The organism is Comamonas sp. SY3 (genome assembly GCF_041730275.1).
GTDB lineage: Bacteria > Pseudomonadota > Gammaproteobacteria > Burkholderiales > Burkholderiaceae_C > Comamonas > Comamonas sediminis.
Window position 1 is genome coordinate 1 of sequence record NZ_JBGTYN010000025.1, and the last position, 12,590, is coordinate 12,590.

10 protein-coding genes are annotated in these 12,590 nt (G+C 65.6%); 4 read left to right on the forward strand and 6 right to left on the reverse strand.

Going from position 1 to position 12,590, the window contains the following annotated elements; all coding sequences use genetic code 11:
- Positions 1-152: 152 nt before the first annotated feature.
- Positions 153-596, reverse strand: a complete 444-nt coding sequence (locus ACCQ08_RS22075; protein ID WP_373451005.1) for a YbaN family protein — start codon at positions 594-596, stop codon at positions 153-155.
- Positions 597-723: 127 nt separating this feature from the next.
- Between ACCQ08_RS22075 and def the strand changes: the two genes are divergently transcribed.
- Positions 724-1,263, forward strand: a complete 540-nt coding sequence (gene def / locus ACCQ08_RS22080) for a peptide deformylase (RefSeq protein ID WP_373451006.1) — start codon at positions 724-726, stop codon at positions 1,261-1,263.
- 12 nt (positions 1,264-1,275) lie between these two features.
- On the opposite strand, the gene ACCQ08_RS22085 is transcribed toward def, so the two are convergent.
- On the reverse strand, positions 1,276-3,894 hold the full coding sequence (locus ACCQ08_RS22085) for a [protein-PII] uridylyltransferase (protein WP_373451007.1): 2,619 nt from the start codon (positions 3,892-3,894) through the stop codon (positions 1,276-1,278).
- Between the two features lie 209 nt (positions 3,895-4,103).
- Positions 4,104-4,919 carry a type I methionyl aminopeptidase gene (map, locus tag ACCQ08_RS22090; protein ID WP_239808748.1) on the reverse strand — a complete coding sequence of 272 codons (816 nt, stop codon included), beginning with the start codon at positions 4,917-4,919 and terminating at the stop codon, positions 4,104-4,106.
- Positions 4,920-5,101: 182 nt separating this feature from the next.
- On the opposite strand from map, the gene purL reads away from it, so the two are divergent.
- The gene (purL, locus tag ACCQ08_RS22095) at positions 5,102-9,112 is read left to right on the forward strand and encodes a phosphoribosylformylglycinamidine synthase (RefSeq protein ID WP_373451008.1); all 4,011 of its coding nucleotides are present in this window, start codon (positions 5,102-5,104) and stop codon (positions 9,110-9,112) included.
- Positions 9,113-9,179: 67 nt separating this feature from the next.
- Here purL and ACCQ08_RS22100 read toward each other — a convergent pair whose 3' ends face one another.
- From ACCQ08_RS22100 to ACCQ08_RS22110, 3 genes are all read right to left on the reverse strand, one after another.
- The gene (locus ACCQ08_RS22100) at positions 9,180-9,881 is read right to left on the reverse strand and encodes a glutathione S-transferase family protein (protein WP_373451009.1); all 702 of its coding nucleotides are present in this window, start codon (positions 9,879-9,881) and stop codon (positions 9,180-9,182) included.
- A 3-nt stretch (positions 9,882-9,884) separates the two neighbouring features.
- A complete protein-coding gene (locus tag ACCQ08_RS22105) occupies positions 9,885-10,673 on the reverse strand; it encodes an SDR family NAD(P)-dependent oxidoreductase (protein WP_373451010.1) in 789 nt (262 codons plus the stop codon).
- Between the two features lie 138 nt (positions 10,674-10,811).
- Entirely contained in the window at positions 10,812-11,012 is a 201-nt protein-coding gene (locus tag ACCQ08_RS22110) for a hypothetical protein (RefSeq protein WP_373451011.1), read from the reverse strand.
- Between ACCQ08_RS22110 and ACCQ08_RS22115 the strand changes: the two genes are divergently transcribed.
- Together ACCQ08_RS22115 and ACCQ08_RS22120 are read left to right on the forward strand one after the other, a co-directional pair.
- Positions 11,011-11,586 (forward strand): sigma-70 family RNA polymerase sigma factor, encoded by a 576-nt coding sequence (locus ACCQ08_RS22115; protein WP_239808744.1) that lies wholly within the window; start codon positions 11,011-11,013, stop codon positions 11,584-11,586. The two genes, ACCQ08_RS22110 and ACCQ08_RS22115, sit on opposite strands and share 2 nt — an antisense overlap.
- A gap of 18 nt (positions 11,587-11,604) precedes the next feature.
- Positions 11,605-12,405, forward strand: a complete 801-nt coding sequence (locus ACCQ08_RS22120; protein WP_312415390.1) for an anti-sigma factor domain-containing protein — start codon at positions 11,605-11,607, stop codon at positions 12,403-12,405.
- Positions 12,406-12,590: the final 185 nt, after the last annotated feature.

Below are 12,590 nucleotides of genomic sequence, written 5' to 3' on the forward strand. Positions count from 1 at the left end.
AGGGACCTACGGATTAACAGTCCGGCGCTCTACCAACTGAGCTATTGAGGAACAAGACTGCGATTATAGAACGAATTTTTGACCCGAAAAACGGACCAGGTCATTTTTTGCCGCCGGGGGCCGTACGCGAGGCTGTCCGCCAGGCCGAACGCTCAGCGGGGTGCGGGCGGTTCGGGCCGGCACCATAGCCAGGCCAGCACGCAGGCCATGCAGCTGATCGACAACAGCTTGGCCCAGCCGGGCGCTGGCACCAGCAGCATGATGACCGCACACACCGCCATTGTGATGCTGGCGCTCCACTTGGCCTTACGGCTGACAAAGCCGCCTGCCGCCCAGTTGCGCAGCATGCCGCCAAACAGGCGGTGGCGCCACAGCCAGCCATGCAGCCGCGCCGAGCTGCGCGCGGCGCAGGCCCCGGCCATCAGGATGAAGACCGTCGTGGGCAGGCCCGGCACAAAGATGCCGATGATGCCCATTGCGAGGCAGGCCACCGCAGCCAGCAGCAGCAGCCAGCGCAGCACCGGGCTGCGGATGGGGCAGTAGGCCGGTGTCTGTACTTCCTGCGGCGCAGTGGAGGAGGCTCCGGGCTCGTTCATGGTCATGCATTGTGCATCGCACCGCATAACAGTGTCTTGATGCTGGGCAAGCCAGGCATTCTGAATCGCGCTGCTTTGGGTGGCAAAAGGCGCCAGACCGCATGCCCTGCTGCGCTACCATCCCGGTATGGCGATCTATCCAATCCTGAAAATGGGCGATGCCCGTTTGCTGCGCACTGCGCAGCCCGTGACCGAGTTTGACACCGATGCGCTGCACCAGCTGGTGCAGGACCTGCTCGACACCATGCGCGATGCCAATGGCGCGGGCTTGGCGGCGCCGCAGATTGGCGTGGATCTGCAGGTGGTGTTCTTCGGCTCGCCCGAACGCAACCCGCGCTACCCGGATCGTCCGCTGGTACCGCCCACGGTGCTGGTCAACCCGGTGATCACGCCGTTGTCGGACGAGGAAGAGGATGACTGGGAAGGTTGTCTGTCGGTGCCGGGCCTGCGCGGCATGGTGCCGCGCTGGCGCAAGATCCGCTACACCGGTTTCGACCAGTATGGCGATCCGATCGACCGCGTGGCCGAAGGCTTCCATGCCCGGGTGGTACAGCATGAATGCGACCACCTCTGGGGCAAGCTCTACCCGATGCGGGTGCGCGATTTCAGCCAGTTCGGCTTCACCGAAGTGCTGTTTCCTGGCATCAGCGCGGCTGAGGACGACTGAGCCGGACCCGCGTCAACCAGCGGCGCCGCTGCCGGTCGCGGCCAGCGCCCACAGCAGCTCGGTCTCGATCGCGATCTGGCTCACATTGTTCTGCAGCTCCGGGCCCTGCAGCAAAAAGCTGTCTTCCACCCGCTCGCCCAAGGTGCTGATCTTGGCCAGCTCCACACTCAGCTGGTGGCGGGCGAGGATGCGCGCTACCGTGTAGAGCAGGCCTGCGCGGTCTGCCGCTGAAATGGACAGCAGCCAGCGCTGGCCCTTGTCATCGGGGCGCAGCAGCACGCGCGGCGCCACCGGAAAGCTCTTGACCCGGCGCGATACCCGGCGCTGCGCCGGCTCGGGCAGTGGCTGGGCGGCCACCAGCACGCGCGTCAGCTCGCTCTCGACCAGGTTGATCAACTCGCGGTAGCTTTGCGGAGCATCGGTGGCCACCACCTGGAAGGTATCGAGCGCATAGCGGTTGAGGGCGGTATGCACCCTCGCGTCCAGGATCGAGAAACCCGCCTGGTCAAAATAGCTGCAGATGCGGGCAAACAGATCGGGCTGGTCGGGCGCATACACCATCACCTGCAGGCCCTCGCCAGCCAGCGACTGGCGGGCGCGCACCAACGTGGCCTTGCTGCCCACCGACCGGGACAGGTGGCGCGTGTGCCAGGCAATGTCGGCGGCCTCGTGGCGCAGAAAATAGTCCAGGCCCAAGGTGTCCCACAGCGCTTTTTGCGATTCATGCGGCTGGGCCGACAGCGCCAGCAGCACCAAGGCCTCGCGCTTGCGGATTTCCACCTGGGCAGCCACATCGGGCGCCCGCCCGCCCAGCACGCGCAAGGTGGCGCGGTACAGGTCTTCGAGCAGCTTGCCTTTCCAGGCATTCCAGACCTCGGGGCTGGTGCCGCGGATATCCGCCACCGTGAGCAGGTAGAGGGCAGTGAGCCTGCGCTCATTGCCCATGCGCTGGGCAAAGGCGGTGATCACCTCGGGGTCCGATGTGTCCTGCTTTTGCGCCACCTGGCTCATCGTCAGGTGCTCGCGCACCAGAAACTCGACCAGCTGCCGGTCGTCCTTGGCAATCTGGTGGTCGCGGCAAAAGCGCTTGACCTCCAGCGCTCCGATCTCCGAATGGTCACCGCCCCGGCCCTTGCCGATATCGTGGAAGAGGGCGGCGAGGTACAGAATCCAGGGCTTGTCCCAGCCTGCGGCCAGCTGCGAGCAGAACGGGTACTCATGCGCATGCTCGGCCATGAAGAAGCGCCGCACATTGCGCAGCACCATCAGGATGTGCTGGTCCACCGTGTAGACGTGGAACAGGTCATGCTGCATCTGGCCGACGATGCGGCGGAACGGCCAGAGGTAGCGGCCGAGCACCGAAGTCTGGTTGAGCAGCCGCATCGCATGGGTGATGCCATGGGGCTGCTGCAGGATCTGCATGAAGGTGGCGCGGTTGACCGGGTCGCGCCGGAACTGCGCATCCATCAGCTGGCGTGCATGGTAGAGCGCGCGGAAAGTGCGGGCCGACAGGTCCTTCAGGCCCGGCTCGGTCTCGTAGAGCAGGAAGGTGCGCAAGATCGCATGCGGGTTGCGCTGGTAGACCTCGTCGTCGGCCACCTCGATGAGGCCGGCCTTGTCGTAGAACTCGTCATCGATGCGGCGCAGGGTGTGGTTGCCCGGGTGCAGGCGCTCGTCCATGTTCAGCATCAGGATCTGTGTGAGCTGGGCCACGGCCTTGGCGGCCCAGTAGTAGCGCTTCATCAGCTCCTCGCTGGCGCGCTTGGGAAAGCGTTGGCCGGCAGGGGTGACCGTCTTGAAACCAAAGGACTCGGCCACCGGCGTTTGCAGGTCGAAGACCAGCCGGTCCTCGCGGCGCCGCGCCACAATGTGCAGCCGCGCGCGGATGAGGCAAATCAGGTCCTCGTTGCGCTGCAGGTTGCGCACCTCGTAGACGGTCGCCAGGCCCTTGTCGGCCAGCTCCTTCCAGCGGCTGCCCAGGCCCGTGGCGCGGCCCAGCCACAGGATCAGTTGCAGATCGCGCAGGCCGCCGGGCGATTCCTTGCAATTGGGCTCCAGCGCATAGACGGTGTTTTCGTATTTGTTGTGGCGCTGCTGCATCTCCAGCACCTTGGCCACGACAAAGGCATCGGGCTGGATGGACTGGGCCAGCGCTGCCTGGAACAGGTGGTAGAGGCGTGGCGAGCCGATGATGCGGCGCGACTCCAGCAGCGCCGTCTGCACCGTCACATCGGCCTGGGCCTCGCTGATGCACTGGCTGAGGGTGCGCACGCTCGAGCCGATCTCCAGCCCCGCATCCCAGCAGGAGCCGATGAACTGCTCGATCGCGCTGCGCAATTCGCTGTCCTGCTCGGGGTCCGTGCCCTCGGGCAGCAGCAGCAGCACATCGATATCGGAATACGGGAAGAGCTTGCCCCGGCCAAAACCGCCCACCCCTACCAGGTTCAAGCGGCCGGGCAGGCCGGCCAGATGCCACAGCTCACGCAGCAAACCATCGGCCAGCTGCGACAGCTTGCGCAACTGCGTCTGTATGCCCCGGGTGCTGCTGCCCCCGGCCATGATGTCGTCAAACAGGGCGCTGCGTTGGGCCTGGTACTGCTCGCGCAGCTGCGGAATGCGAGGATCGTTCATGGTGCTCTATTCTGCTGTCGCTGGCAGTGTGCCATAGCATTCAACAGCGGATGCGAATAAGCACATTCCATGCCACGGCGCACCAAATGAGGGCGTGGCGGGGATCGGCCACCCGAAACGACAAAGGCGGCACGCTTGTCGCGATGCCGCCTTGGGTACGGGGACCGCCGCCGGCCCGGTGCAGAGGGGTGGGCCGGATCAGCGCGCCATCAGCACTTGATCGTGGTCACAAAGCTTGGCGGCGTGGGCGAGCCTTCCGACCAGGTCAGCACTTCATAGCCGGTGTCGGTCACCAGCACTTCGACTTCCCATTGGGCCGACAGGCTGTGGTCCTTGGTGATGACGGTCCAGCCGTCATTGCCCAGGTCCTTGATGTCCTTCTTGCCCAGGTTGAGCATCGGCTCGATCGTGAAGATCATGCCGGTCTTGAGTTCCACCCCGGTGCCCGGGCGGCCATAGTGCAGCACCTGGGGCTCGTCGTGGAACACCTTGCCGATGCCGTGGCCGCAGTACTCGCGCACGACCGACAGGCCATGACCTTCGGCGAACTTCTGGATCGCATGGCCGATATCGCCCAGATGGGCGCCATTCTTGACCTGCACGATGCCATGCCACATCGCTTCAAAGGTCAGCTGGCACAGGCGCTTGCCGGCAATCGTGCCTTCGCCGATCACGAACATGCGGCTGTTGTCGCCGAAGTAGCCTTCGGGCGTGATGATGGTCACGTCCACATTGACGACATCGCCCTTCTTAAGCGGCTTGTCATTGGGAATGCCGTGGCAGACCACATGGTTGACCGAGGTGCAGACATAGGCCGGGTAGGGCGTCATGCCCGGAGGCTGGTAGCCCAGGCAGGCCGATTTGGTGCCTTGCTTTTCCATCGCCTCGGCGCACAGCAGATCGATCTGCTTGGTCGTGATGCCCGGTTGGATGTGGGGGGTGATGTAGTCCAGGACCTCCGAGGCCAGACGGCCTGCGATCCGCATCTGCGCAATATCTTCTTCGGTATTGATTTTGATGGTCATAGCCCATGATTATCCCACCGCCGCCATTGGCCTGTTGTCCATGCGGCTACGTGTCCTGGCGGGGCACAGTAGAATCCCGGGTTATCCCGCCCTTGTCATGGTGCTGCCACGGTCCACCCGTCGCAGTGGGCAAGGCGCATGCGTGCTTTCTTCCCATCCTCCTAGTCCACATAGGCTGCCACGTGACACTGCACCTGACTCAGCTACCAGGCGGCAACGCCCTCAGCTCCTTCCGCGCCCAACAACTGCAGACCGCATTGACGGCGATCCATCCAAAGATAACGGGCATTGCTGCCCGTTTTGTGCATCTGGTCGCCACCGAGCAGCCGCTGGCCGGCGCGCAGGCCGAGCGCGTCGCAGCCCTGCTGACCTATGGCGACCCCTATGAAGGCGGCAGCGACGGCCAGGCCTTCATTGTCACGCCGCGCATGGGCACGATCTCGCCCTGGGCCTCCAAGGCCACCGACATCGCCCGCAACTGCGGCCTGGCGGTGTTCCGCATCGAGCGCCTGACCGAGTACCGCATCGAGCTCAAGGCCGGCCTGCTGGGCGGCAAGCCCGAGCTGAGCGCCGAGCAGACCGCGCAGATCGCCGCGCTGCTGCACGACCGCATGACCGAGTCGGTGTTTGGCACCCGCGCCGAAGCCGAGCAGCTGTTCTCCGCACTGCAAGCGCAGCCGATGGAGTTTGTCGATGTGCTGGGCGGCGGCCGCAGCGCGCTGGAACAAGCCAACAAGCAATGGGGCCTGGCACTGGCCGAGGACGAGATCGAGTACCTGGAAAACGCCTTCAAGGGCCTGGCGCGCAACCCCAGCGATGTCGAGCTGATGATGTTTGCCCAGGCGAACTCCGAGCACTGCCGCCACAAGATCTTCAATGCCCACTTCACCATCGACGGTGTGGCGCAGGACAAGAGCCTGTTCGGCATGATCCGCCATACCGAGGCGGTATCGCCCCAGCACACCGTGGTGGCGTATTCGGACAATGCCTCCATCATGGAAGGCCACCAGGTCGAGCGCTTTGTGGCACCGTTCAACATCCAGGCCGATGCCGTGACGGCGCCCAGCTACCAGAAGCAGGCGGCCACCAGCCATGTGCTGATGAAGGTCGAGACCCACAACCACCCGACGGCCATCTCGCCTTTCCCCGGTGCCTCCACCGGCGCGGGCGGTGAGATCCGTGACGAGGGCGCAACCGGCCGGGGCTCCAAGCCCAAGGCCGGCCTGACCGGCTTCACCGTCTCCAAGCTCTGGGGCAGCGAGGTCGGCAAGCCCGAGCACATCGCCAGCCCGCTGCAGATCATGATCGAAGGCCCGCTGGGCGGCGCCGCATTCAACAACGAATTCGGCCGTCCCAACCTGACCGGCTACTTCCGCGAGTACGAGCAGCAAGTCGGTGATATCACCCGTGGCTACCACAAGCCCATCATGATCGCCGGTGGCTTGGGCGTGATTGATGCCGAGCAGACCCGGAAGATCCTGTTCCCCGCCGGCACCTTGCTGATCCAGCTGGGCGGCCCGGGCATGCGCATCGGCATGGGCGGCGGTGCGGCCAGCTCGATGGCCAGTGGCACGAATGCAGCCGAGCTGGACTTTGACTCGGTGCAGCGCGGCAACCCCGAGATCGAGCGCCGTGCGCAGGAAGTCATCAACCACTGCTGGCAGCAGGGCGCGGCCAACCCCATCCTGGCGATCCACGATGTGGGTGCCGGTGGCCTGTCCAACGCCTTCCCCGAGCTGACCAATGACGCCGGCCGTGGTGCCCGCTTTGACCTGCGCAAGGTCAACCTCGAAGAATCGGGCCTGGCGCCCAAGGAAATCTGGTCCAACGAAAGCCAGGAACGCTATGTGATGGCGATTGCGCCCGAGTCGTTGACGCAGTTCACCGCCTTCTGCGAGCGCGAGCGCTGCCCGTTTGCCGTCATCGGCACGGCCACCGAAGAGCGCCAGCTGGTGCTCGAAGACCCGGCTGCGACTGCGGACGACCAGAAATTCCCGGTCGATATGCCGATGGATGTGCTGCTGGGCAAGCCGCCCAAGATGCACAAGGATGTGCAGACCGTGGCGCGCAGCCTGCCCGCCATCGACCTGACCGGCGTGCCGCTGGAAAAGGCCGTGATCGACGTGTTGGCCCACCCCACGGTGGCGTCCAAGCGCTTCCTGGTCACCATTGGTGACCGCGCTGTGGGCGGCCTGACCCACCGTGACCAGATGGTGGGCCCCTGGCAGGTGCCGGTGGCCGACGTGGCCGTGACCCTGGCCGATTTCCAGGGCTTCAAGGGTGAAGCGATGGCCATGGGCGAGCGCACCCCGCTGGCAGCGATCAATGCACCTGCCTCGGGCCGCATGGCCGTTGCCGAAGCCATCACCAACATGCTGGCCGCGCCGATTGCGCTGTCCAAGGTGAAGATGTCGGCCAACTGGATGGCCGCCTGCGGCGAGCCCGGTGAAGACGCGGATCTGTACGCCACCGTCAAGGCCGTCGGCATGGAGCTGTGCCCGCAGCTGAACATCTCCATCCCCGTGGGCAAGGACAGCCTGTCGATGCGCACGCAGTGGAGCGAAGGCGGCGAGACCAAGAAGGTCACCTCGCCGGTCAGCCTGATCATCACCGGCTTTGCCTCGATCGATGATGTGCGCGGCACGCTCACGCCCCAGCTGGATGCCAGCGAGCCTGACACCACCTTGGTGCTGGTCGATCTCTCGCGCGGCAAGATGCGCATGGGCGGCTCCATCCTGGGCCAGGTGCTGGGCCAAAGCGGCAATGAGACCCCCGACCTGGACGACGCCAAGGACCTGATCGCACTGGTCGATGCCGTCAACGCGCTGCGCGCCCAGGGCAAGATCCTCGCCTACCACGACAAGGGCGACGGCGGCCTGCTGGCCACCGTGGCCGAAATGGCCTTTGCCGGCCATGTCGGCGTGGCACTGAATGTGGACATGCTGATCACCGAAGGCGATGGCATCTCCGACAGCCGCATGGACAGTGGCGAAGGCAAGAACTGGGGCGCCCAGGTATCGGGCCGCCGCGAAGACCTGACCCTGCGCGCGCTGTTCAACGAAGAGCTGGGCGTCGTGCTGCAGGTCAAGACCAGCGACAGCGCCGAGGTGCTGGAGACCCTGCGCGCGCATGGCCTGTCCACCTGCAGCCACATCGTGGGCAAGACCCGTCCGGCCTCGTCCAGCATGGACATGGGCAAGGGTGAGCTGCAAGTCTGGCGCGATGCCAAGAAGGTGTTTGGCGCCAGCCTGAGCGATCTGCACCAGGTCTGGGATGCCGTGAGCTGGAAGATTGCCCAGCAGCGCGACAACCCCGCCTGCGCCGACAGCGAGCACGCCTCGGTCGGTGTGCCGTCCGACCCCGGCATGCATGTGCACCTGACCTTCGATCCGCAGGAAGCGCTGTCTGCGCCTTTCGTCAATGTGGCGGCCAAGCCCCGCGTGGCGGTGCTGCGCGAGCAGGGCGTGAACTCCCACGTAGAAATGGCCTACGCCTTTGGCGAAGCCGGCTTTGAAGCGGTGGACGTGCACATGACCGACCTGCAGACCGGCCGCGCCCAGCTGCGTGACTTTGCCGGTATCGTCGCCTGCGGCGGCTTCAGCTACGGCGACACGCTGGGCGCCGGCATTGGCTGGGCCCGCTCGATCACCTTCAACGAGCCGCTGTCCGAGCAGTTCCAGGCCTTCTTCAGCCGCAAGGACACCTTCGGGCTGGGCGTCTGCAATGGCTGCCAGATGTTTGCCGAGCTGGCCGACATCATCCCCGGTGCGCAAGACTGGCCGCGCTTCACGCAAAACCAGAGCAACCGCTTCGAGGCGCGTCTGTCCATGGTCGAGGTGCTGGAGTCGCCCAGCCTGTTCCTGCAAGGCATGGCTGGCTCGCGCCTGCCGATCGCGGTGGCGCACGGTGAGGGCTATGCCAACTTCCGCTTCCGCGGCAATGCCGACACGGTGATCGCCGCGATGCGCTATGTGGACAACCATGGCCAGGCCACCGAGCAGTACCCGTTCAACCCGAACGGCTCGGCCGGCGGTCTGACGGCTGTGACCACGGCCGATGGCCGCTTCACCGCGATGATGCCGCACCCCGAGCGCGTGTTCCGCAACGTGCAGATGAGCTGGACCGACGGCGACCGCTCGGCCCTCAGCCCCTGGATGCGCGTCTGGCGCAATGCCCGCCACTGGCTGGGCTGATCTGCGCAACCACCCATGACGAAGGCCCTGCACTGCAGGGCCCTTTTACAGGGCGGGTGTCGAGCGCTCAGAGCTTCATCACCACCGGGCCGCCTTTGGCAATGGCCCGCTGGTAGGCCTCGCGGGCCTGCATACGCTGGCGGTAGGCATGCAGATGGGGCCAATCGGCCGCATTGGCGCAGCGGGCCAATGCCGCTTCCACCGCAAAGCCCATCTGGAAATCGGCCATCGTCAGGTGTTCCCCGGCAAACCAGGGCTGGTGGGCCAGGTGGTTGTTCATATAGGCCATCGCTGCTTCCATGTGGGGGCTGATCAGCTGTTTGTGCACCTGCTGGCGCAGGGTGCGCAGCACCGGTGCCACAACGGGGCGCACCAGCAGCGGCAAAGGCTTGGCCGCGATGCTGTCGAACACCAGCTGCAGCAGCAGCCAGTTCATCAGCGAGCCCTCGGCAAAGTGCATCCAGTAGCGGCACTGCAGATGCTCGGGACTGCCGCGCGGGGGCTCCAGGTAGGCCATGTCCGGGGGCGCCCAGGCGCCATAGCGCTCGGCCAGGTACTCGATGATGGCGCCGGATTCGGCGATCACCAGCCCCCGGTCGCAGAGGATGGGCGACAGGCCCAGCGGGTGGACGCGTTTGAGCGCCGGCGGTGCCAGGCGGGTCTTGGCATCGCGCGGGTAGGTTTGCAGCGCATAGGGCAGGTTCAGCTCTTCGAGCAGCCACAGCACGCGCTGCGAGCGCGAGGTTTCCAGATGGTGCAGCGTCAGCATGGTTCAGTTCCCCTGCAAGCGGCGCACCCAGGCGAACAGGCCGGGTGCCGGGGAGGTGAGCCCTGGGCGCCAGCTCAGCCTAGAGCGCCACGGCGCACCCAGCAAAAAGTGGCCGTGGGCCCAGCCTTTGAGCATGGCCTCGGCCGCCTGTGCCGGGTGCTGCCAGACCGGCAGGCTGGCGGGATGGGGTTCGGTCAACGAGGTCGCGGTCAGCGCGGGCTTGACGACGGCCAGGCTAACGCCCACACCTTGCGCCGGCAACTCCAGCTGCAAGGTCTGGGCCAGGTTGATGAGTGCCGCCTGGCTGGGTCCATAGGCCAGGTTGCCCTGCAGGCCACGCAGACCGGCGACGCTGGCCACCAGGCTGAGATGGGGTTGCCGCCCGTCGCGTGCCGCTGCCAGCAGGTGGGGGGTGACGGCCGTGATCACATGCAGCGCGCCAGTCAGATTGACCTCCCGGTGCTGCAGCATGCGGTTGAGGTCCAGATCATCGGCCCTCATCGTCTGCCGCTGGCCTGCGCAGTAGCACACCATGTCCAGGGGCCCGTCCTCCAGCAACTGGTGTACGGCGCTGACGACGGCATCGCGGTCACTGACATCCAGCGGCAGAGGCAGACAGCCAGGGTGCTGCTCGGCGAAGGCGTCCAGCACCTCCTGCCGGCGCGCCGACACGATAATGCGGGCCCCTGCGGCATGCAGTTGCTCTGCCAGCGCCAGGCCGATGCCCGAGCTGGCGCCGATCAGCCAGACACGCAAGCCGTACCAGCGCTCGATGGGGGTGTTCAGCGGCATGGTGGCCTCCGGGCGGGCGCGCAGGGGCCCGGGGGTATGGCAACTGCGGTGGTGGCTGTTTTCATAGGGTGCTCCGTTTTCCGACCCTGTCTGGGCAAGGTCTACGTCCTTCACTACGCATCAGCAGCTGGTTTGGATTCAGGGCTGCCGATTATTTTTTTGCATCGTTTCTGCATCCAGTGGGCCGTTTGCTGCGTATAGCGGCCAGATACCTGAAAGTTTTGGGGGTGTGCGAGTACTTACCTGTGGGCGATTGCCGATCAGGCTGCGCCGCTTGTTGCTTGGCAGCAATACAACGGATGCACCGGCCACCCGGCCTTCGCCCCACAATGCTTGCATGCGCACACCTACCACTGACACTGAACTGATGCTCTTGTTAGACCGCATTGCCGCCCGCGACGAAAAAGCGCTGCGGCTGTTGTACGACGATACCGCCTCGCGGCTGTATGGCCTGGCGCTGCGCATTCTGGGCAACAAGGCCTGGGCTGAAGACGTGCTGCAGGACAGCTTTGTCGCCATCTGGCGCCATGCCGGCAGTTACCGCGATTCGCTCAGCCCGCCGCTGGCCTGGATGGGTCTGCTGGTGCGCAGCCGGGCGCTGGATTTTCTGCGCCGGCGCAAGGCCGAGCGGCTCGACCAGCATGCGGTGGTGGACGACATGGATGACCTGCCGCAGGGCGACGACGCACAAAGCCCGATGCAGTCGGTGGAAGCGAGTGAGCAGGCGACGGTCTTGCAGCAGTGCATGGAGCGCCTGCAGCAGGCCCAGCGCCAGGTGGTGAGCCTGGCCTATTTGCGAGATTTGAGCCACAGCGAGCTGGCCAGCCATTTCCAGCTGCCGCTGGGCACCGTCAAAACCTGGATGCGCCGCAGTCTGGAGCAACTGCGCAAGTGCATGGACCGCCACGTGTAGGCGCAAAGGAGCGCTCTGATGAACCTGGTACAACACCCCGAACTGCTCGACCGCCTGGCCGCCGCCTATGCGCTGGGCACCTTGCGCGCAGGCGCCCGCCGCCGCTTTGAGCAGATGGCCCGCGCGCATCCGCAGGTGCGCTCGGCCGCACTGCTGTGGCAGGGCCGCTGGTCGGCGCTTTCCGAGCTGCAGTCGCCGGTGCAGCCCGATGCCGCCGTCTGGACCCGTATCCAGAACCTGGTCGATGCCGACAAGGCTGGCTTGGCCCTCGAGCAGCAGCGCAGCGCTGCCAACGCCCGCAGCCCCAAGGCGCTGGCCTGGTGGCGTTCGCTGGCGCTGACGGGGGCCGTGGCCACCGTCGCTGCGGTGGCCATTGGCCTGTATGCGCAGCAAAGCCTGCAACGCAACACGGGCCAGCAGCTGGCCGCCTTGCAAACCGAGCTGCAAAAGACCCAGACCGCATTGCAGGCCGCCCCTCAGGTCCAGTACGTGGCCGTACTGGCCGATGGCAAGGCCCAGGCCTCCATGCTGGTGACCTTCGATGCCCGCCAGGGCCGGCTGGTGCTGCAGCGCGTCGGTGGCTACCAGGAGGCGGCCGACCGGTCACTGCAGCTGTGGGCCTTGCCGGCGCAGGGCGCGCCGCAGTCGCTGGGCGTCATGGGGGAGGGGCGGCTGGAGCAACTGCAGGCGCAGCTGGCCCAGGTGCAGGCCGTCCCGGCACTGGCGGTCAGCCTGGAGCCCAAGGGCGGCGTGCCCAGCGAGACGGGGCCCACCGGGCCGGTCTTGTTCAGCGGGGCTTTGATCAAGCGCGATCTGTAAGCGGTTTTGCCCGCCCCCACGCCCTGCGGCTGGCGCTGCAGGGCGTTTTTAGCGCTTATTCCACAGCGGAAAAGGTGTACAGGCACCAGTACCCGCCTTCCCGGGCGGGCGATTTAAGCTCCTGTTTTAAAAGAAAATTTGTATAACAAATGAGATTTATTCTCATTCGTAATATACTGGCGCGC